Raw genomic sequence first — 19,107 nt, forward strand, 5'->3', positions numbered from 1 at the left:
CCGGATCACTCCGCCGCCTTGGCCGCGTCCTTGTAGACGTATTTGCAGTCGCAATAGGGGCATTCCACGAACCCCTCCTCTTCGGGGATCAGCAGATAGACCCGCGGATGCCCCAGAGCGCCCTCGCTGCCGTCACAGGCCACCTTGCGACTCTCAACGATCTTGGTTTCCGGCGCTTCGATGCTCATGGCTGGCAGTCCTTTCGGTTTTCGGCTAGGCGCATTTATGAGCCAAGCAAAAACCGGGGGCAAGAGCGGCGATGAGTGCAGATGCAATCCGTATCGAGGCTTTGCGCAAAATCTACGGCGGCTACAAGGGCCAGCCGGAGAAACACGCGCTGAAGGGCGTTGATCTGACGGTGCCGCGCGGCTCGGTCTTCGGGCTTCTGGGCCCCAATGGCGCGGGCAAGTCGACGATGATCAACATCCTCGCGGGCCTGGTGCGCAAGACCTCCGGCAAGGTGACGATCTGGGGCTTCGACCAGGACGAGAACCCGCGCCAGAGCCGCGCCGCCATTGGCGTCATGCCGCAGGAGCTGAACCTCGACCCGTTCTTCACCCCGCGCGGCGCGCTGGAGGTGCAGGCGGGCCTCTATGGCGTGCCCAAGCACGAGCGCCACAGCGACGAAATCCTGCGCATGGTGGGGCTGGAGGACAAGGCGGAGGCCTATGCCCGGACGCTCTCGGGCGGCATGCGGCGGCGGCTTTTGCTGGGCAAGGCGCTGGTCCACCGCCCCTCGGTTCTGGTGCTGGATGAGCCGACGGCGGGTGTCGACATCGAACTGCGCCAGATGCTGTGGGAAAACATCCGCAAGCTGAATGCGCAGGGCATGACCATCATCCTCACCACCCATTATCTGGAGGAAGCCGAGGAGATGTGCGACGAGATCGCCATCATCAACCAGGGCGAGGTGGTGGCGCGCGATTCCAAGGCAAGCCTGCTGGGACGGCTCGATGCCAAGACGATGGTGGTGCAGCCGGCAGAGCCCGCCGAGGTGCTGCCGCAGGGCGACGGTATCGAGTCCAGCCTGCGCGAAGACGGCGCCGTGGTGCTGCGCTACCGCAGCCGCACGACCAGCGCCGAAGAAGTTCTGGCCGCAGTCCGCGCCGCCGGGATCAGCATCCGCGACGTGAAAACCGAGGAGGCGGATCTGGAAGATGTCTTCCTGTCGCTGACGAAGTCGGGTTGAGGGTTTAACTTCAGCCCTGGTTCAAAGCTACTTGCGGGCGCCAGATTGGTGCCAAGCAGACAGTCGCCGGGACCGGTTTGGGCTGCGGATGTGCAGACTAAGCGGTCATCCGGCATTAGCGCCTCTTGGACTGCCTCCACCTGATAGATACCGCCGGCATCAAACTGGTAGCCAACTTCCTCAATGGCTTTCTGCTACTTTCCCGAGGCAGCTACAATCAGTGCCCGTATTTGGAGCGCATCTTCGTTGCCTGGTCTAAGTGAAAGCGCGATATCTGCCGCAGACAATGCATCCGCATATTGGCCCAACGCGTATTTTGCCCAAGCGCGCCCTATGAAAGGGAAGAAATATTCTGGCTCAAGAGCGGTTGCCCTGTCGTAGTCCTCTACCGCGCGTCCCAACTGGTCCAGCTTGAAAAACACGTTTCCGCGGTTGTAATAGGCCTTTGCGAAATTGGGATCGATCTTCAATGCACGATTGTAGATCTTAATTGCCTGCGTATATTGACCGCGCTGCTTGCTCAAAATCCCTAGATCGATGTATGTGTCCTTAAAATCTGGATCGATCTGCACAGCCTGGTTTAGATCCTTGAGTGCAAGATCAAGATTGCCCATCCGCCGATGTGCGTTCCCGCGAAAGTAGTATGTCATGGCGAGCTTCCTGCCTGAAAACCTAGCGGCCTTGATAACTTTTGTGCATCCGGAAACGCTTAGCTTAAGGTTGCTCTCCTGAGAGCAGTCTTCCACACTCCCTGCCTGTGCCGAGTTGACTGTTAAAATTAAGAACAATAAACCAAAAAAGTTAGCTAAATGCATGCGGTCAACCCCAGATCGCCCTCTTGATTGAGGAACCCTACCAGCCGGTTTAAACAGCCTGAAGTGGTTTTTTAATCATGGCCTCGTCGGGCTTGTTGCAGTCTATCGCTGCATGCGTGAAGTATGTCCGTTTTCCGCGAAGTGCTGATGTACCCGCAATATGGATTGTGCTGTAAAGAGGGCCACGGCTGTGTGGTGAGCGAGCTTTATTGCCCGGCCAGGCTGGCCAGGCATTTGCGGAGCCGTCTTCTGCAAGGCGCTATTTTCAGGCTGAAGCCCGAAACTCTGGTCTCACCCCCGGTCAATCCGCGCCTGATAGCAGTTGTTGCGCGACGACCGGATGTGGACGTACTCCACCCGCTCATCCTCCAGGATCTTTCCGGCCCGCGCCATCATCTCCGCCTGCGGGATCACGATGCCGGTGCCATAGACGATCCGGTGATCGGCGCTGTAGCCCTTGATCAGGTAGTCCGGGGCACGCTCCAGAACCTCGGGCAGCGCCTCTCGCTCATGGCGTGCGCAATGATCGGCACAGAGGAATATGGGCCCGGTCTCGGCATAGGGTTGCGCCTCCGGAAAGGGGCGGTGGGCCAGGATCAGCATTTCCTTGCCTTTGGGAATGTACTGCAGGCAGTGGCGGCAGGGGTTGGCACCTCCGTCCGAGACAGTGCGCTCAGGCGCCTGGCCGTGGGCATCGGGGCCGCCATCCTGCAGGGCGCGGACAATATCGGTGGGCAGGGCGGTGATCTTGGTCATGGGGTTTCTCCTTTGCTGACAGCACCCTGCCCGACCCGCCCCGCTGCAATCGACCCGGATCTTGCGCATCCCGCATGGGCCGGGCGCCGCGCTGGCGCGCGGCGCGGGGGCACGTCGCGGCAGGCCCGCCCGGTGCGACTCCACATGAGAACAAAACGGGAATATCATGCGACTCATGTTTGCCGAGTTCGCCTGCCTCTCCAACTTCACCTTCCTCACCGGGGCCTCCCACCCCGAGGAGTATGCGGCCCGCGCGCTGGAGCTGGGGATCGCGGCGATCGCCATTGCCGACGAAAACTCCGTGGCGGGCATCGTGCGCGCCCATGCGGAATGCCGCGACATCGCCCGCCGGGTGCGCGAGCGGCAGGCCTGGGAGCGCCGCAACAGCCCCATCGGCCCGCCGCGCCCCGAAGGCATCGCGCCGCCACCCTCCTTCCCGCTCTATGATGTGCCGCGGCTGATTCCGGCGGCGCGGCTGGTCTTCACCGATGCGCCGGAGGTGATCGCGCTGCCGCTGAACCGTACCGGCTGGGGCAGCCTGACGCGGCTGATCTCCACCGGGCGGCTGAGGGCTCAGAAGGGCAGCTGCACCCTGCACCTTGCCGACCTGATGGAGTTTGCGGACGGGCTCCACCTGCTGCTGCTGCCGCAGGCGGGACATCTGCCCTGCGGCGCGGGCGGATGGGGGCCGCATATGGAGGGGCTGACGCGCCGCTTTGCCGGGCGGATGCACCTGTTGATGACGCCGGCCTATGACGGCGGCGACCGGGCCCGCTTTGCCGCGCTTGCAGAGCTGGCGAAACACCTGAGCCTGCCCGCCTTGGCCAGCGCCGCGCCGCGGATGCACCACGGCAGCCGCCGCCGCCTGGGCGATGTGCTGACCGCCATCCGCCTGCGCTGCAAGGTCGAGGCCCTGGGCCGCGCCGCCATGGCCAATGGCGAGCAGCGCTTGCGGTCCGAGGCGGAGATGCGCCGCCTGTTCCGCGGCCACGAGGAGGCGGTGGACAATGCCGCCCGGCTGGCGGACCAGCTGACCTTTTCGCTGGATGAGCTGCGCTATGACTACCCGGATGAAGGCAGCGCAGAGGAAACCCCGCCGCAGCGCCTCAGGCGGCTGGCCGAAGAGGGCCTGCGCTGGCGCTATCCCGGCGGTGCGCCGGACAAGGTCCGCCGCCTGCTGGAGCATGAGCTCGCCCTGATCGCCAAGCTGAAATACGATCCCTATTTCCTCACCGTCCGCGACATCGTCGCCTTTGCCCGCTCCCGCGGGATCCTCTGCCAGGGCCGCGGCTCGGCGGCAAACTCGGTGGTCTGCTACTGCCTGGGCGTCACCTCGGTCAGCCCGGAACTCGGCACCATGGTGTTCGAGCGCTTCGTCTCCGAGGCCCGCGATGAGCCGCCCGACATCGACGTCGATTTCGAGCACGAACGGCGCGAGGAGGTGATCCAGTGGATCTATGAGCGCTACGGCCGCCACCGCGCGGGCCTCTGCGCCACGGTGATCCACTACCGCGGCAAGCGCGCCATCCGCGAGGTCGGCCGCGCCATGGGGCTGACCGAGGACACCATCTCTGCCATGTCCTCCCAGCTCTGGGGATTTTTCAGCACCAAGGGCGTGGAGGCCGAGCGGATGCGCGAGATCGGCCTCGACCCCAGCAGCCGCCGCCTGCAGCTGACCATGCAGCTGGTGGAGCAGATCATCGGCTTCCCCCGCCACCTGAGCCAGCATGTGGGCGGCTTCATCATCACCCAGGGCCGCCTGGATGAGCTGGTGCCCATTGAAAATGCCACCATGGAGGGGCGCACGGTCATCTGCTGGGACAAGGACGACATCGACACGCTCGGTATTCTCAAGGTCGATGTGCTGTCCTTGGGGATGCTCACCTGCATCCGCAAGGCGTTCGACCTGATGCAGCAGCACCACCAGCTGGACTACAGCCTCGCCACCCTGCCGCCGGAGGACCCGGCGGTCTACAATATGCTGTGCCGCGCCGACAGCGTCGGCGTCTTCCAGGTCGAAAGCCGGGCGCAGATGAACTTTCTGCCGCGGATGCGGCCGCGCTGCTTCTATGACCTGGTGATCGAGGTCGCCATCGTCCGCCCCGGCCCGATCCAGGGCGACATGGTGCACCCCTATATCCGCCGCAGGAACGGCGAGGAGCCGGTGCATTTCCCGTCGGATGCGCTGGGCGAGGTGCTGGGCAAGACCCTCGGCGTGCCGCTGTTTCAGGAGCAGGCGATGCAGATCGCCATCGTCGGCGCGGGCTTCTCGCCGGAACAGGCCGACCGGCTGCGGCGATCCTTGGCGACCTTCAAGAAACACGGCAACGTCAGCGAATTCCGCAGCCTGTTCCTGCGCGGCATGGCGGCAAACGGTTATGACACCGAATTCTCCGAACGCTGCTTTTCCCAGATCGAGGGGTTCGGCTCCTACGGTTTTCCGGAAAGCCATGCCGCCAGTTTCGCGCTCTTGGTCTATGCCTCGGCCTGGATCAAGTGCCACCACCCGGGCATCTTCGCCTGCGCGCTCCTGAACGCCCAGCCGATGGGGTTCTACGCGCCCGCCCAGATCGTGCGCGACGCCCGCGCGCACGGGGTGGAGGTGCGCCCGGTCTGCATCAACAATTCCTACTGGGACAACGTGATGGAGCCCGACGGCCACGGCGGCCTGGCGCTGCGGCTGGGGTTCCGGCAGGTGAAAGGCTTGCGCGATGAGGACGCCGCCTGGCTGACCGCGGCGCGCGGCAATGGCTACCACGAGGTCGAGGATGTCTGGCGCAAGGCCGGCATCGCCCCGCCGGTGATCGAGCGGCTGGCGGAGGCGGATGCCTTTGCCTCCCTGGGGATGAACCGGCGCGAGGCGCTGTGGGCGGCCAAGGCAATCACCGCCCGCAAGCCGCTGCCGCTGTTTGCCCGCGAGCTGGACGGCGAGGCGATTTATGAGCCGGAGGCAAACCTGCCGCAGATGGGGCTGGGCGAGGAAGTGGTGGAGGACTACGTCGCCATGCGGCTGAGCTTGCGGGCGCATCCGGTGGCGCTGATCCGGCATCTCTTGACGCCGCAGAACGCCGGCAGCGGCGCAGAGGGCGGACCGGGGGATTGAGTATTTGGGCAAAGAAGAAGGGGGCAGGAGCCGCAGAACATAGCCGGCAGCTCAAGGCGGGCAGCGCGGAAATGAGTATTTGCGGAAAGATGAAGCGGCTTGCGGGTGCGTACTGTGGGATCCCGGCCCTGATAACGCCAACTGTGGCAGGAAAGCCGGTTCACCCCGGCGCGGCAAGGCGTTAGAAGGCTTGCGAAGCTTTCCTTGCCCCGGAGATGATCCATGACCGCACCCAAACCCGTTGTCCTGTGCATTCTCGATGGCTGGGGCAGTGGCGAGCCGGGCAAGGCAAACGCGCCCTATCTGGCACAGACCCCGGCTTTTGACGCGATCATGGCCAAGGGGCCGGCGGCCAAGCTGATCACCCACGGGCCGGATGTGGGCTTGCCGACCGGGCAGATGGGCAACTCGGAAGTCGGCCACACCAATATCGGCGCAGGCCGGGTGGTGGCGATGGACCTGGGCCAGATCGACCTGGCGATCGAGGACGGGTCATTCTTTGAAAACGAGGCGCTGCAGGCCTTTATCGCCAAGCTGAAGGAAACCGGCGGCGCGGCGCATCTGATGGGGCTGGTCTCCGACGGCGGCGTGCATGGCCATATCAACCACATCCTGGCGGCGGTGAAGGCCATTACCGATGCCGGCGTGCCGGTCTGGCTGCACGCAATCACCGACGGCCGCGACGTGGCGCCGAAATCGGCCTTCCGCCATTTCCGCAAGCTGGAAGAGAAACTGCCCGAAGGTGTGCGGATTGCCACCGTGACCGGGCGTTACTTTGCGATGGACCGTGACAACCGCTGGGGCCGGGTCAGCGAGGCCTATGACGCGATGATCCACGCCAAGGGGCGGCCGGGGCAGACGGCCCATGGCGCGGTGGACCATGCCTATAACCAGTCGGAAACCGATGAATTCATCGGCGCCACCGTGCTGGAAGGCTATGAGGGGGTGAAGGACGGCGACGGGTTCTTCTGCCTGAATTTCCGCGCCGACCGGGCGCGCGAGATCCTGCGGGCCATTGGCGAGCCGGGATTTGCTGAATTCGATACCGGCGAGCGCCCTGAGTTGGCGGGGCTGCTGGGCATGGTGGAATATTCCGACAGCCACAACAGCTATATGACCACCTGCTATCCCAAGCAGGCGATCGTCAACACGCTGGGCGAATGGGTGGCCAAAAAGGGCAAGCGCCAGTTCCGCCTGGCCGAGACCGAGAAATACCCGCATGTGACCTTCTTCCTCAACGGCGGCAAGGAAGAGCCGGAGGAAGGCGAGGACCGCTACATGCCGAAGTCGCCCAATGTGGCGACCTATGATCTGCAGCCGGAGATGTCGGCGCCGGAGGTCACGGCGAAGTTCGTCGAGGCGATCGAGGCGGGCTATGACCTGATCGTGACCAATTACGCCAACCCGGACATGGTCGGCCACACCGGCGATCTGAAGGCGGCGATCCGCGCCTGCGAGGCGGTGGATCAGGGTCTGGCCCAAGTGGTTGCAGCGCTGGAAAAGGCGGGGGGCGCGATGATCGTCACTGCCGACCACGGCAATTGCGAGGTGATGGTGGACCCGGTGACCGGCGGCGCCCATACCGCCCATACGCTGAACCTGGTGCCGGTGGCGCTGGTTGGCGGGCCGGAAGGCGCGCGCTTGCGCGACGGGCGGCTGGCCGATCTGGCGCCCACGATCCTGGAGCTGATGGGGCTGGAGAAGCCCGCGGAAATGACCGGGGAGAGCCTGCTGTCATGATCCGGCGCGCGGGCCTGATGCTGCTGGCGCTGCTGGCCGCACCGCTGCCGGCCGCTGCAGACCCGGCAGCCGCCGCGCGCGAGGCCGCGGCGCAGCTGGAGGATGCCTCGGTGCAGTTGCAGGAGGCCGACAGCTCCCGCGACCGGGTGAAGGCGCTGACCTCCACCGTGCAGGCCTATGAGGCGGGGCTGGCCGCGATGCGCGACGGCTTGCGCCGGGTGGCGCGGCGCGAGGCGCAGCTGAGCGCCCAGCTGGCGGCGCGGCAAGAGGAGGTCTCGGGCCTCTTGGGCATCATCCAGACCATCGAAACCTCGCCGCCGCCGGTTTTGATGGTGCATCCTTCGGGCCCCCTGGGTGCCGCGCGCTCGGCGATGATGCTGGCGGAGGTGACCCCGGCGCTGCACGCCAAGGCGCAGTCGCTGAAGACGGATCTGGACGAGGTGCAGGCGCTGCGGCTCTTGCAGCAGAATGCGGCCAGGACGCTGGAGGAGGGGCTGGCGGGCGTGCAGTCCGCGCGGGTGCAGCTGTCGACCGCGATTGCCGACCGGACGACTCTGCCCAAGCGGTTCAGCGCTGATCCGGTGCGCACCGCGATCCTGATTTCCTCCACCGAGACGCTGTCGGGCTTTGCCGACGGGCTGGCCGAGATCGCCGGCGGCGAGATCGCCGAATCCAGCGCCGACATCAGCGATCTGCGCGGCTCCCTGCCGCTGCCGGTCGAAGGCCTGGTGCTGCGCGGCTATGGCCAGCGCGATGCTGCGGGCATTGCCCGCCCGGGCCTGCTGGTCGCCACCCGCCCGCGGGCGCTGGTCACCGCGCCCACGGCGGCCACCATCCGCTACCGCGGGCCGCTTCTGGACCTGGGCAACGTGGTGATTCTGGAGCCGCAGCCGGAAACCCTGTTTGTCCTCTCCGGCCTGGCCGAAGTGTTCGGCGAGGCGGGGCAGGTGATCCCCGAAGGCACCCCCGTCGGGCTGATGAGCGGCGAAAATCCGGGACCGGACGCAATTCTGTCAACAAGCGGTGAAGGGGGTGGAACTGACCGGACAGAAACGCTCTATATAGAAGTGAGAATGGACAACAGCCCGGTGGACCCGGAAACATGGTTCCGCACTGGAAAAGGTGGATGAAGGCTTGATGAAAAAATTTGCGATGGCCGCCGTTGGCGGCACGCTGGCAGGGATTGTCGCTACGACCTATGTTGCAGGCCCCTTGCTGGCGCAGGAAGGCACGCGCGAGGCCAATGTCTATGAGCAGCTGGACCTGTTCGGCGACATCTTCGAGCGCATCCGCGCGCAATATGTCGAGGAAGTCGACGAGAAGGAGCTGATCGAGGCGGCGATCGGCGGCATGCTGACCTCACTGGACCCGCATTCCAGCTACCTGTCACCTGATGACGCCAGCCGGATGCGGGTGCAGACCCGCGGCGAGTTCGGCGGCTTGGGCATCGAAGTCACCCAGGAAGAGGGCTTTGTCAAAGTTGTCTCCCCTATCGACGGCACCCCGGCGGATGAGGCCGGGATGGAAGCCGGCGATTTCATCACCCATGTGGACGGCGAAAGCGTTCTGGGCCTGTCGCTGGATGAGGCGGTCAACCTGATGCGCGGGCCGGTCGGCTCGGAGATCGTGATCACCGTGGTGCGCGAAGGCGAGCCTGAACCGTTTGATGTTTCCATCATCCGCGACACCATCAAGCTGACCGCGGTGCGCAGCCGGACCGAGGGCGACACCGTGGTGATGCGGATCACCACCTTCAACGATCAGACCACGCCGAACCTGGAAGCGGGCCTGAAGAAGCAGATCGAGGAAGCCGGCGGCATGGACCAGGTGAACGGCATCGTTCTGGACCTGCGCAACAATCCGGGCGGCCTGCTGACCCAGGCGATCAAGGTGGCCGACAGCTTCCTGGAATCCGGTGAGATCGTCTCCACCCGCGGCCGCAACCCCGAGGACGGCGAGCGGTTCAACGCCACCCCGGGCGATCTGGCCGACGGCAAGCCGATTGTGGTGCTGATCAACGGCGGCTCGGCCTCGGCCTCGGAAATCGTGGCCGGCGCGCTGCAGGATCACCGCCGGGCGATTGTCGTGGGCACCAAGTCCTTCGGCAAGGGCTCGGTCCAGACGGTGATGCCGCTGAAGGGCGACGGCGCCATGCGCCTGACCACCGCGCGCTATTACACCCCGTCGGGCCGCTCGATCCAGGCGCTGGGCGTGTCGCCCGATATCGTGGTGGAACAGCCCCGCCGCACCGCCGCGGCCGAGGAGGAGGACGGTCCCGCCCGCCGCTCGCGTTCGGAAGCCGACCTGCGCGGCAGCCTGAACAATGACAGCTTGAGCGATGATGAGATCCGCCAGATCGAGGAAGAGCGCGAGAAGGCCGAGAAAGCCGCCGAGCTGCGCGAGGAGGATTACCAGCTGGCCTATGCCATCGACATCCTGAAAGGCCTGGTGGCGCTGGGCCCGCAGTAAGGTCACGCTCCCTGATCATCACAGAAGGCCGCCTGCTGAGGGCGGCCTTTTTCATGCAGCAGGTTCAGCCGCCGGGGCTGCCGGCCCAGGCGGGTCTATTGGTTATCTGGTCTTCTGGCTGAAGCGCTGATCCGTAATGGATGGCGGCGCCGCCGGGTGGAGGTGGACAGACCCCTCGGGGCCTGCTCGGACAGGATTTCCTGAACGACCCCCTTTTTATCGGGGCCGGTCTCCGGGTGTCGCGCAGGCAGCCGCACAGATGCCTGCGCCTCGTATCATGGCCCTTGCGCGGGGCCATGGCGGGTGATCTCGATCATCCCCGAGCATCGCAAAGGCGGGTGAGGATCAGGTGAAGGGCGCGTGCGCTGGGGGCGCAACACCCGTTCTGCCTGGAAAACCGGTCTGGTGAACTTGCTGCCAGCGGGAGCGTTTGCTGCCGGGATGGATAATCCGGCTTGCCAGGCGCAAAAGCCTTGGTAGTTTCACGCTGAAACTGCATTCAGGATTGCACCAATGGATTTGCTGGCTCCGCTCATTGCCTATTCCGCCGCTCTGTCGATTGCCGCGGTCATTCCCGGTCCGGGCGTGGCGGGTCTGGTCGGGCAATCCCTTGGCAATGGCCTGCAGGTGTCGCTGTTCTTTCTGGCGGGCATTGCGCTGGGCGATGTGGTCTATCTGACGATTGCCATCGCAGGCCTGGCCGCGATTGCGCAGCTGTTTTCCGGTGCGCTGCTGGCGATCAAGGTGCTGGGCGGCCTGTATCTGGTCTACCTTGCCAGCAAGTTCTGGCGCAACGAGGCCGGGCTCACCCATGTGCGCAAGGCCGGCAGCCGCCGCGGGCTCAAGATGTTCCTGTCGGGTTTTGCGCTGACGCTGGGCAACCCCAAGACAATCATCTTCTATCTTGCGCTGCTGCCCACCGTCATCGATCTGGAAGCCGTCGGTGTGTCGCAATGGGCCGCGCTGAGCGTGCTGACCGTTGCGGTGCTGTTCGTGACACTGATGCCTTATGCGCTGCTGGCCTCGGGCGCGCGGACAATGATGACGCGGGCGGACGCCCTGCAAAGGCTGAACCGGCTTGCCGGTGCCATCATCGGCGGTGCCGGGGTCTTCATCCTTGGCCAGGCGGCAACGGCGGTCGCGCGCCGGGCGTGACGTCCGGGCAGATCAACGGGATTTGAAAATCAACGCCCGATCTTCGGCGTACTGAACGGGCAGGCTGGTCTATGCTCCCGCCATGATGTTTGACCTGCCTGATTCCCGTACGCTCTACCAGGCGCTGCTAGACCGTGATGCCGCGTACGAGGGGCGCGCCTATGTCGGCGTGACCTCCACCGGTATCTTCTGCCGTCTGACCTGCCCGGCGCGCAAGCCCAAGTTCGAGAACTGCCGGTTCCATGCCACCCCCGGCGAGTGCATCGAGGCGGGGTTCCGCGCCTGCAAGCGCTGCAAGCCTTTGGCCGCGGCGGCCGGTGATGACCCGATGGTGCAGGACCTGCTGGCGCGGCTGGAGGCACGGCCTGCCTACCGCTGGGGCGAGGGGGATCTGCTGCGGCTGGGCTTGGACGCCTCCACCGTGCGGCGTGCCTTCAAGCGGCATTTCGGCATGACCTTCCTGGAGATGGCGCGGCAGCGGCGGCTGCGCGAGGGGTTCACCACGCTGAAGGCGGGGGAGCCGGTGATTGCGGCGCAGATTGATGCGGGGTTTGAAAGCGCCAGCGCCTTCCGCGCGGCATTCGCGAAACTGGTGGGGATCGCGCCGGGCGCCTTCCGCAAGGATGCGCTCTTGCTGGCCGACTGGATCGACACGCCGCTGGGGGCGATGATTGCGATCAGCTGTGCCCACCAGCTGCATCTCCTGGAGTTCGCCGACCGCAAGGCGCTGCCGCGGGAGGTGGCCAAGCTGCAGAAGGCGCAGCCCGGCGGCTTGGGCTTTGGCCGCCCGGCACCGACGGAACAGATTGCCGAGGAGCTGCGCCGGTTCTTTGCCGGTGAAGGCGCGGATTTCCGGACCCCATTGGCGCTGCATGGCACCGGGTTCGAGCGCGAAGTCTGGCGCTATCTGCTGACCATCCCGGCGGGCGAGACCCGCAGTTATTCGCAGGTCGCGCGGGAGCTGGGGCGGGCCTCGGCCACGCGGGCGGTGGCGCGGGCCAACGGCGCCAACCAGCTGGCGCTGGTGGTGCCCTGCCACCGGGTGCTGTCGTCGGATGGATCGCTGACGGGCTACGGCGGCGGCTTGTGGCGCAAGCAGCGGCTGATCGAGATTGAAACAGGCTACAGACAAAGGATTTCAGCATGACATATTCCGGCCGCGCGGCGGCTTTTGCGGCGCTGCACCAGCCGGGCAATCCGGTGGTGCTTTACAACATCTGGGACGCGGGCAGCGCCAAGGCGGTTGCCGGTGCAGGGGCATCGGCGCTGGCAACCGGCAGTTTTCCGGTGGCGGCGGCGCAGGGGTTCCCGGACGGGGAACAGATCCCGCTGGAGTTTGTCCTGGGCAACGCGGAGCGCATCATCGCGGCCACGGACCTGCCGGTGACCATAGATTTCGAGGGCGGCTATGCCAGCGAGCCGGAGCAGCTGACCGCCAATGTGATGCGGCTGGCTGAGACCGGCGCGGTGGGGCTGAATTTCGAGGATCAGGTGGTCGGTACCGCGGACCTGTACGGCATCGTTGAACAGGCCCGCCGGGTCACTGCGGTGCGCGCGGCCCATGCGGATATCTTCGTCAATGCGCGCACCGACCTGTTTCTGAAGGAAAAGGATGCCTCCAAACACGGCGCGCTGCTGTCCGAAGCGCTGGAGCGCGGGGCGGCCTATGCCGAAGCGGACGCCAATGGTTTCTTTGTTCCTGGCTTAAGCGATCCTGATCTGATCGCCCGGGTCTGCGAGGCGAGCGCCTTGCCGGTCAACACGATGATGCGCGGCATCACGCTGCAGACCGCACGGCAGGCCGGTGTGGCACGCGCCAGCTATGGCCCGATCCCGCATGCCAGGCTGATGCAGGTGCTGGCGGAGCATTTCCAGGCGCTGGAATAGGCGCCGCCTACAGCGTTTCCAGGCAATGGCGGCGGAAGGCGCGCTTGAGCATGTCGAGCTCGGCGCGCAGCAGCTCCACCTCGGCGCGCAGGTCGTCGGACACGGCCTCGCCCGCGATCAGGGTGAAATCGCCCAGGCGGGTGCTGCCGGCGGCGTCAAAAATCACGAAGGTCTGCACCCCGTCGGCCAGCGCCTCGGCCGGAACCGGGATCGAAACCAGCCATTCACCGCCCGTCTGGCCCTCGGTCAGCGTGACGTCCTGGACCGGCTGATCCTGGAACATCACGGTGATGTCCGGCTTGGCGCCGCTGGCGGGAGCGTTGCCGATCTGCCCCTCCCAGATGCCGTTGCGGAAGCGGATTTTGGTCAGTGTCAGGTCGCTCATGTCAGCTCACTCATGGGGCAGGGCTCCTCAGATCGCCGCGCGGCGATGGCGCGAGAAGGTCAGGTCGCGCAGGATCACCTGGTTCATGTCAGGCGCCTCGAAGATCAGGTCGAGCCAGATCTTCTCGATCCGCTTCTCGTTCAGCCGGGAATAGGCCAGGTCGAATTCCACCACGATGTTCTTTTCCTCCATCGGCAGCTCGCGCACGATCTGCTCAGTGTTGGGGCCGTGCTGGATGTTGAGCCGGGCGAAGATTTCGATCGGCTTTTCCGATTCGATGATGCTGTCCACCCGCAACAGATGCTGGCGGGTCATCCCCTGGGCGGCGGCGGGCGGCAGGTCCACCACCAGCGACAGGAAGGAGCCGTCGAATTTGAACACGTCCATGCGCAGGCCAAAGGGGGCGAGGTCCTCCTCGCGGGTGTTCCTGAGCTGGCGCAGGGTCAGTTCCGAGAAATTGCAGTCGTGAAACAGCTGCACCTCATCGCCCAGCCGGGCCTTGGGGGGCACCGAGGACAAGCCGCGCTCCGCCAGCGGCCCGCGCCACAGCTCCGGGCGCCAGGACCAGTCGGTGCCATGCGGGCGCGGAAAGAAGGAAGAGCCGATCTGCGGCAGCGCCAGGCGGCCGTCGGCGGTGTGGATCAGCCGGTCAAGATGGGTACGCAGCTGGCGGGCCTGGTTGCGCTGGCGGCGCAGCTCGGACAGCGGGGCGCGGGCCGACTCCTCCGCCGCGGCGCGCCAGCGGCGCAAGCTGCGCAGGTGAAGCAACCGGTCCATGATCCTGCCCATCGTGCTCTCTCTTGCCTTTTTTGAGGTCTTGCTGGCCTGTCCGGCCCCGGCGCGGCTCGCCGCGGGGGCTGGCGGCAGTGTAACCGCGCGCGGCTATTGAAATAAACCGGCAATCCGCTGGCCCAGCCCGCGTTTTTTGCGGGGGCCGGGCGCTTCGGCAGCGGTTTCCGGGCGTGCGGGCCGGGGCTGGGGCCGCAGCGCGGCGGCGGCCGGGGGCGGTGCGGCCTGCGCCTCCTCCAGGTCCGGCAGGGTGGAGGCCTCCAGCGTGCGGTGGGTCACCTCGTTCAGCAGGGCAGCGCCGTGGCTGCCCAGGGCGCGGCTGCCGTCGGGTGCATAAAGCGCCAGTGCGACCAGGTGGCGGTCGAGCACAAAGGCGCCGCGCCAGTGCACCGGGCTGGCCCCCTTGGCCACGGCCTCGGGAAACTCCAGCCGCACCAGCGGCAGCAGCTGGTCCTCGCGGCTTTCCAGCAGCCGGGCGCCGGGGAACATGGCGGCGATGTCCTTGGCTTGCGGCGCCAGGGCATCCTGTTTGGCCGGTCCGATGGAGGCGGTCAGCACCGCCGCCTTGCGGGCCCCGAACCAGCCGCGCCCTTCCAGGCGGCTGCAATGGGCGATCAGGGCAAAGCCGCCGCCGTCCTCGGCGGTGCTGCTGCGCCGGTCGAAGCAATAGCTCTCAGGCGCGGCCAGCAGTACCTCGCCATTGGCAAAGGACATCACCTGACCGCCCTGCTGCGGGGCCAATCCGGCGTCGCGGGCGGCAAAGGACAGGCCCTGGGGCGCGGAGCTGCACGCCGTCAGCAGCGCGCCGGTCAGCGCCGCCGCAACTGCCTTGCCCATCCGCCCAAGGTTTGGCGCCTTTCCGCCGGCGGGCGGAAAAGGCGCGGGTTTTCCGCTGGTTGTTCTGCTCACTGCTGCCCCTGCCGGTGTTGTTTTTTGCCAATTCCATAGCGGTCAGGCCCGCCGCCGGGCAAGAGTGAACAGCCCCGGGGTGCCGATGCCTTGCCTTGCCGTTGCAGCAATGCATAACGTTGGCGGCATTTGGCAGCGGGCCGGAAGGGAGCACTTATGCAGCACAGGCAGGGCTACAGGGCGCATGAGGCCATGGTGCGGTTTGCCCGGGCGCAGCCGCAGCTGTGGCGCCTGCTGCTGGGGCTGGTGCTGGTGGCGGCAGTCAGCTTTGCGATGACCGCGGCGCTGCAAGTGACGGTGGCGGGGCTGTTCCCCGGCGCCTGGCTGCAGGGGCTGGCCGATGGCAGCAACCCGGGTGCGATGCTGGTGCTTCTGGGCAGCTTTGCCTTCCTGTCGCTGGGCGTGGCGATGGCCGCCCGGCTGTTCCACCAGCGCAGCTTTGCCACCGTGACCGGGCACCTGCGGCCGCTGGTCTGGCAGTTCGGCCGTGTCAGCCTGTATCTGCTGGGGCTGAGCGCAGTGCTGATTGCCCTGCCGCCCTACAGCATGGGCCCGCCGATGACCCCGAACCTGCCGTTCTGGACCTGGCTGGGCATCCTGCCCCTGTCGGTGGCCGGGGTGCTGGTGCAGACCGGGTCGGAGGAGATCCTGTTCCGCGGCTATATCCAGCAGGCGCTGGCGGCGCGGTTCCGTCATCCTCTGGTCTGGCTGCTGGTGCCCTCGGCGCTGTTTGCGCTGGGCCACTACCTGCCCTCCGAGGCGGGGGAGAATGCGCTGCTGATCACCGCCTGGGCCGGGCTGTTCGGGCTGCTGATGGCCGACCTGACGGCGCGGGCCGGCACCCTGGGGCCGGCCATGGCGGTGCATTTCTTCAACAACGCTGCCGCACTGCTGCTGTTTGCCTCCCCCACCAGCCTCAATGGGCTGGCGCTGTACCTGATCCCCTTTGATATGGCCGACACCGGCAACCTGCGCCCGTGGATGGCCGTCGACTTTGCGCTGATGCTGGTCAGCTGGCTGACAGCGCGGCTTGCCATACGCCGCTGATTGCAATTGCGGCAAATGCGCCTTATCTGGGGGGCAAACCGCGCCCCCGGAGAGGCAAGCACTATGAACTGGATCACCAACTACGTCCGGCCCAAGATCAACTCGATCTTTTCGCGCCGCGAAGTGCCCGAGAACCTTTGGCAGAAATGCGATGAATGCGGCACCATGCTGTTTCACCGCGAGCTGAGCGACAATCAGAACGTCTGCACCAGCTGCGGCCATCACATGAACATCACTCCGCGCGACCGTTTCATCGCGCTGTTTGACGGCGGTGTCTTCACCGAGGTTGCGGTGCCGGAGCCGCTGGCCGACCCCTTGAAGTTCAAGGATCAGAAGAAATACCCTGAGCGGATCAAGGCGGCGCAGAAGAAGACCGGTGAGAAAGACGCGATGCTGGTGGCCGCGGGCGAGATTGGCCGCACGCCGATCATCGCGGCCGCGCAGGACTTCACCTATATGGGCGGGTCCATGGGCATGTATGTGGGCAACGCCATCATCGCCGCGGCCGAGGAAGCGGTGAAGCTGGGCCGCCCGCTGGTGCTGTTCTCGGCAGCCGGCGGCGCCCGGATGCAGGAGGGGATCCTCTCGCTGATGCAGATGCCGCGCACCACTGTTGCGGTGGAGATGCTGAAAGAGGCAGGGCTGCCCTATATCGTGGTGCTGACCCATCCGACCACCGGCGGTGTGACCGCCTCCTATGCGATGCTGGGCGATGTGCATATCGCCGAGCCCAACGCGCTCATTTGCTTTGCCGGGCCGCGGGTGATCGAACAGACCATCCGCGAGAAGCTGCCCGACGGCTTCCAGCGCGCCGAGTACCTGCTGGATCACGGCATGCTGGACCGGGTGACCCCGCGCACCGAGATGCGCGAAGAGCTGATCACCATTACCCGGATGCTGATGGGCCTGCCGCCGCAGGTGGCGGGCGATCTGCCCGCGCCGGAAGAGGAAGAGGCCGCCAAAGCCGCAAAAGCGCCGGCCGATGGCGCTCCCAGCGAAGAAGCTGCCGAGTAATCCGGCCTATAGTGACTCGCCCGGCCGCCCGGCCGGGCCGCGCCCGTCCCCGCCAGGGCGGGCGCTGTTCTTTGCCACGTATGACTTTCCGATCTGACAGGACCTGGCCGATGACTCAGACCTCCGACGCGATCCTCGCCCGCATGATGGCGCTGCACCCCAAGATCATCGACCTGACGCTGGACCGGGTCTGGCGGCTGCTGGCGGCGCTGGACAACCCGCAGGACAAGCTGCCGCCGGTGATCCACCTGGCGGGCACCAATGGCAAGGGTTCGACCCAGGCGATGATCCGCGCCGGGCTGGAGGGGATGGGTAAGAGCGTCCACGCTTACACCTCGCCGCATCTGGCGCGCTTTCATGAGCGGATCCGGCTGGCAGGCGAGCTGATCTCCGAGCCGCATCTGACCGAGGTGCTGGACGAGTGCTACGCCAAGAACGGCGGCGAAAACATCACCTATTTCGAGATCACCACGGTGGCTGGGCTGCTGGCGTTTTCCCGCACGCCTGCAGATTACACGCTGCTGGAGGTAGGCCTGGGCGGGCGTCTGGATGCGACCAACGTGATCACCCCGGAGCTCAGCGTCATCACCCCGATCTCGATCGACCACGAGCAGTTCCTGGGCAACACCCTGGCCAAGATCGCAGGCGAAAAGGCAGGCATCATCAAGCGCGGGGTGCCGGTTGTGGTCGGTCCGCAGCCGGAAGAGGCGATGGAGGTGATCGAGGCCACCGCTGCACGTCTCGGCGCACCGCTGATTGCCTATGGCCAGCACTGGCATGTGTACGAGGAGCGCGGCCGGCTGGTGTTCCAGGATGAATACGGCCTCTTGGACCTGCCGCTGCCGGCGCTCTTGGGCGCGCATCAGATCCAGAACGCCGGTGCGGCGCTGGCGGCGCTGCGCCACCTGGGCGCCGGTGAGGCCGCCTGCGAGGCGGCGATGCTGAACGCCGAATGGCCCGCCCGGATGCAGAAGCTGAAAACCGGCCCGCTGATCGAGGCGGCACCGGAGGCGGAGCTGTGGCTGGACGGCGGCCACAATGCCGCGGCCGGCGTGGCGCTGGCCGATGTGCTGGCGCAACTGCCCAAGCGCCCCACGCATCTGATCTGCGGTATGCTGAACACCAAGGATGTAACCGGGTATATGCGCCCGCTGGCGCCGCATGTAGCCAGCCTCACCGCGATTTCGATCCCTGATGAGGTGAACACGCTGAGCGCCGAGGACACCGAGGCCGCCGCCAAGTCGGTCGGCATCGAGGCGGGCACCGCGGAGAGCACGATGGCGGCGCTGAAAGCGATTGTTGCGAAAGACCCGCAGGCGCGGGTGCTGATCTGCGGCTCGCTCTATCTGGCCGGTCATATCCTGCGCGAAAACGGCTGACCTAAGGGTCAGGACCCTGCACCGGCGGGGCATTGTGCGACAGCAGCCGTGCCTCAAGCAAACGCTGTGCCTGATCAATAATGCACAGGCGGGTGTTTGAACGGTTGTTGTGCTGCACGAGTTTAATCGCGCCTGCGATGGTGGCCAGGGATCCGATGCCGCCTACCCAGAGGCCGATCAGGGCAGGCACGCCGGCAATCGGGGCCGTCAGTCCGGCGCCGATCACTATGGCTGTTACACCAACGCCTGTAATCAGATAATCCGAGAGCGGCGGCGCCTTTTCATTCTCCCGCGCGCGGGCCTCATTCAGGAATTGCCGCCAGCCTTCCACCACTTCATAGTCCCATTCGGCACGGGGGCGGTCGGTGCCGCTCCATTCCAGAATCTGCGAAGGGTCCGCGGCCAGCATACCGACGCCTTCGTCCAGATCGGTTGGGCTGAAGGCGTTGGGCTGCGGCAGACGCATGGCA

The 19,107-nt window shown here is 65.9% G+C and carries 18 protein-coding genes; 11 read left to right on the forward strand and 7 right to left on the reverse strand.

Annotation, left to right across the window (positions count from 1 at the left end):
* Positions 1–5: 5 nt before the first annotated feature.
* Positions 6–188: a zinc-finger domain-containing protein gene (locus ACFMBG_RS13750; protein ID WP_421055269.1), complete on the reverse strand. Its 183-nt coding sequence runs from the start codon at positions 186–188 to the stop codon at positions 6–8.
* Between the two features lie 71 nt (positions 189–259).
* Here ACFMBG_RS13750 and ACFMBG_RS13755 point away from each other — a divergent pair, with 71 nt between their 5' ends.
* Positions 260–1,189: an ATP-binding cassette domain-containing protein gene (locus tag ACFMBG_RS13755; protein ID WP_421055270.1), complete on the forward strand. Its 930-nt coding sequence runs from the start codon at positions 260–262 to the stop codon at positions 1,187–1,189.
* A gap of 194 nt (positions 1,190–1,383) precedes the next feature.
* Here ACFMBG_RS13755 and ACFMBG_RS13760 read toward each other — a convergent pair whose 3' ends face one another.
* Positions 1,384–1,839 (reverse strand): tetratricopeptide repeat protein, encoded by a 456-nt coding sequence (locus ACFMBG_RS13760; RefSeq protein WP_421055271.1) that lies wholly within the window; start codon positions 1,837–1,839, stop codon positions 1,384–1,386.
* 456 nt (positions 1,840–2,295) lie between these two features.
* Positions 2,296–2,760 (reverse strand): DUF1203 domain-containing protein, encoded by a 465-nt coding sequence (locus ACFMBG_RS13765; protein WP_421055272.1) that lies wholly within the window; start codon positions 2,758–2,760, stop codon positions 2,296–2,298.
* A 175-nt stretch (positions 2,761–2,935) separates the two neighbouring features.
* On the opposite strand from ACFMBG_RS13765, the gene ACFMBG_RS13770 reads away from it, so the two are divergent.
* The 7 genes from ACFMBG_RS13770 to ACFMBG_RS13800 all read left to right on the forward strand — a co-directional run bounded on the left by ACFMBG_RS13770 (position 2,936) and on the right by ACFMBG_RS13800 (position 13,114).
* Positions 2,936–5,863, forward strand: coding sequence for an error-prone DNA polymerase (locus ACFMBG_RS13770; protein WP_421055314.1), 2,928 nt, complete (start codon positions 2,936–2,938; stop codon positions 5,861–5,863).
* A 222-nt stretch (positions 5,864–6,085) separates the two neighbouring features.
* On the forward strand, positions 6,086–7,603 hold the full coding sequence (gene gpmI / locus ACFMBG_RS13775; RefSeq protein WP_421055273.1) for a 2,3-bisphosphoglycerate-independent phosphoglycerate mutase: 1,518 nt from the start codon (positions 6,086–6,088) through the stop codon (positions 7,601–7,603).
* The gene (locus ACFMBG_RS13780) at positions 7,600–8,733 is read left to right on the forward strand and encodes a murein hydrolase activator EnvC family protein (RefSeq protein ID WP_421055274.1); all 1,134 of its coding nucleotides are present in this window, start codon (positions 7,600–7,602) and stop codon (positions 8,731–8,733) included. The genes gpmI and ACFMBG_RS13780 overlap by 4 nt, the downstream gene beginning before the upstream one ends.
* A 7-nt stretch (positions 8,734–8,740) precedes the next feature.
* Positions 8,741–10,072, forward strand: coding sequence for a S41 family peptidase (locus tag ACFMBG_RS13785; protein WP_421055275.1), 1,332 nt, complete (start codon positions 8,741–8,743; stop codon positions 10,070–10,072).
* A 513-nt stretch (positions 10,073–10,585) separates the two neighbouring features.
* A complete protein-coding gene (locus ACFMBG_RS13790; protein WP_421055276.1) occupies positions 10,586–11,227 on the forward strand; it encodes a LysE family translocator in 642 nt (213 codons plus the stop codon).
* An 82-nt stretch (positions 11,228–11,309) separates the two neighbouring features.
* Positions 11,310–12,374: a bifunctional transcriptional activator/DNA repair enzyme AdaA gene (locus tag ACFMBG_RS13795; protein WP_421055277.1), complete on the forward strand. Its 1,065-nt coding sequence runs from the start codon at positions 11,310–11,312 to the stop codon at positions 12,372–12,374.
* Positions 12,371–13,114, forward strand: a complete 744-nt coding sequence (locus tag ACFMBG_RS13800; protein WP_421055278.1) for an isocitrate lyase/PEP mutase family protein — start codon at positions 12,371–12,373, stop codon at positions 13,112–13,114. The genes ACFMBG_RS13795 and ACFMBG_RS13800 overlap by 4 nt, the downstream gene beginning before the upstream one ends.
* Positions 13,115–13,121: 7 nt before the next feature.
* Here the strand turns inward: ACFMBG_RS13800 and ACFMBG_RS13805 are convergent, their stop codons facing one another.
* From ACFMBG_RS13805 to ACFMBG_RS13815, 3 genes are all read right to left on the reverse strand, one after another.
* A complete protein-coding gene (locus ACFMBG_RS13805; protein WP_421055279.1) occupies positions 13,122–13,499 on the reverse strand; it encodes a hypothetical protein in 378 nt (125 codons plus the stop codon).
* A 27-nt stretch (positions 13,500–13,526) separates the two neighbouring features.
* Positions 13,527–14,288 carry a DUF6478 family protein gene (locus tag ACFMBG_RS13810; RefSeq protein ID WP_421055280.1) on the reverse strand — a complete coding sequence of 254 codons (762 nt, stop codon included), beginning with the start codon at positions 14,286–14,288 and terminating at the stop codon, positions 13,527–13,529.
* A 93-nt stretch (positions 14,289–14,381) separates the two neighbouring features.
* Entirely contained in the window at positions 14,382–15,125 is a 744-nt protein-coding gene (locus ACFMBG_RS13815) for a hypothetical protein (RefSeq protein WP_421055281.1), read from the reverse strand.
* 228 nt (positions 15,126–15,353) lie between these two features.
* Between ACFMBG_RS13815 and ACFMBG_RS13820 the strand changes: the two genes are divergently transcribed.
* The 3 genes from ACFMBG_RS13820 to ACFMBG_RS13830 all read left to right on the forward strand — a co-directional run bounded on the left by ACFMBG_RS13820 (position 15,354) and on the right by ACFMBG_RS13830 (position 18,637).
* Positions 15,354–16,244: a CPBP family intramembrane glutamic endopeptidase gene (locus ACFMBG_RS13820; RefSeq protein ID WP_421055282.1), complete on the forward strand. Its 891-nt coding sequence runs from the start codon at positions 15,354–15,356 to the stop codon at positions 16,242–16,244.
* Between the two features lie 63 nt (positions 16,245–16,307).
* Complete coding sequence (gene accD, locus ACFMBG_RS13825) at positions 16,308–17,258, forward strand: acetyl-CoA carboxylase, carboxyltransferase subunit beta (RefSeq protein WP_421055283.1); 951 nt, start codon at positions 16,308–16,310, stop codon at positions 17,256–17,258.
* A gap of 110 nt (positions 17,259–17,368) precedes the next feature.
* The gene (locus tag ACFMBG_RS13830; protein WP_421055284.1) at positions 17,369–18,637 is read left to right on the forward strand and encodes a bifunctional folylpolyglutamate synthase/dihydrofolate synthase; all 1,269 of its coding nucleotides are present in this window, start codon (positions 17,369–17,371) and stop codon (positions 18,635–18,637) included.
* Position 18,638: 1 nt separating this feature from the next.
* Here the strand turns inward: ACFMBG_RS13830 and ACFMBG_RS13835 are convergent, their stop codons facing one another.
* On the reverse strand, positions 18,639–19,103 hold the full coding sequence (locus tag ACFMBG_RS13835; protein WP_421055285.1) for a hypothetical protein: 465 nt from the start codon (positions 19,101–19,103) through the stop codon (positions 18,639–18,641).
* Positions 19,104–19,107: the final 4 nt, after the last annotated feature.

Source organism: Leisingera coralii, from assembly GCF_049056525.1.
GTDB lineage: Bacteria > Pseudomonadota > Alphaproteobacteria > Rhodobacterales > Rhodobacteraceae > Leisingera > Leisingera coralii.

What these genes read in the sequence shown, in the direction of transcription:
- ACFMBG_RS13750 (WP_421055269.1), bottom strand. Translation starts at nt 188, where the DNA reads ATGAGCATCGAAGCGCCGGAAACCAAGATCGTTGAGAGTCGCAAGGTG.
- ACFMBG_RS13755 (WP_421055270.1), top strand. Translation starts at nt 260, where the DNA reads ATGAGTGCAGATGCAATCCGTATCGAGGCTTTGCGCAAAATCTACGGC.
- ACFMBG_RS13760 (WP_421055271.1), bottom strand. Translation starts at nt 1,839, where the DNA reads ATGACATACTACTTTCGCGGGAACGCACATCGGCGGATGGGCAATCTT.
- ACFMBG_RS13765 (WP_421055272.1), bottom strand. Translation starts at nt 2,760, where the DNA reads ATGACCAAGATCACCGCCCTGCCCACCGATATTGTCCGCGCCCTGCAG.
- ACFMBG_RS13770 (WP_421055314.1), top strand. Translation starts at nt 2,936, where the DNA reads ATGTTTGCCGAGTTCGCCTGCCTCTCCAACTTCACCTTCCTCACCGGG.
- gpmI (WP_421055273.1), top strand. Translation starts at nt 6,086, where the DNA reads ATGACCGCACCCAAACCCGTTGTCCTGTGCATTCTCGATGGCTGGGGC.
- ACFMBG_RS13780 (WP_421055274.1), top strand. Translation starts at nt 7,600, where the DNA reads ATGATCCGGCGCGCGGGCCTGATGCTGCTGGCGCTGCTGGCCGCACCG.
- ACFMBG_RS13785 (WP_421055275.1), top strand. Translation starts at nt 8,741, where the DNA reads ATGAAAAAATTTGCGATGGCCGCCGTTGGCGGCACGCTGGCAGGGATT.
- ACFMBG_RS13790 (WP_421055276.1), top strand. Translation starts at nt 10,586, where the DNA reads ATGGATTTGCTGGCTCCGCTCATTGCCTATTCCGCCGCTCTGTCGATT.
- ACFMBG_RS13795 (WP_421055277.1), top strand. Translation starts at nt 11,310, where the DNA reads ATGATGTTTGACCTGCCTGATTCCCGTACGCTCTACCAGGCGCTGCTA.
- ACFMBG_RS13800 (WP_421055278.1), top strand. Translation starts at nt 12,371, where the DNA reads ATGACATATTCCGGCCGCGCGGCGGCTTTTGCGGCGCTGCACCAGCCG.
- ACFMBG_RS13805 (WP_421055279.1), bottom strand. Translation starts at nt 13,499, where the DNA reads ATGAGCGACCTGACACTGACCAAAATCCGCTTCCGCAACGGCATCTGG.
- ACFMBG_RS13810 (WP_421055280.1), bottom strand. Translation starts at nt 14,288, where the DNA reads ATGGGCAGGATCATGGACCGGTTGCTTCACCTGCGCAGCTTGCGCCGC.
- ACFMBG_RS13815 (WP_421055281.1), bottom strand. Translation starts at nt 15,125, where the DNA reads ATGGGCAAGGCAGTTGCGGCGGCGCTGACCGGCGCGCTGCTGACGGCG.
- ACFMBG_RS13820 (WP_421055282.1), top strand. Translation starts at nt 15,354, where the DNA reads ATGCAGCACAGGCAGGGCTACAGGGCGCATGAGGCCATGGTGCGGTTT.
- accD (WP_421055283.1), top strand. Translation starts at nt 16,308, where the DNA reads ATGAACTGGATCACCAACTACGTCCGGCCCAAGATCAACTCGATCTTT.
- ACFMBG_RS13830 (WP_421055284.1), top strand. Translation starts at nt 17,369, where the DNA reads ATGACTCAGACCTCCGACGCGATCCTCGCCCGCATGATGGCGCTGCAC.
- ACFMBG_RS13835 (WP_421055285.1), bottom strand. Translation starts at nt 19,103, where the DNA reads ATGCGTCTGCCGCAGCCCAACGCCTTCAGCCCAACCGATCTGGACGAA.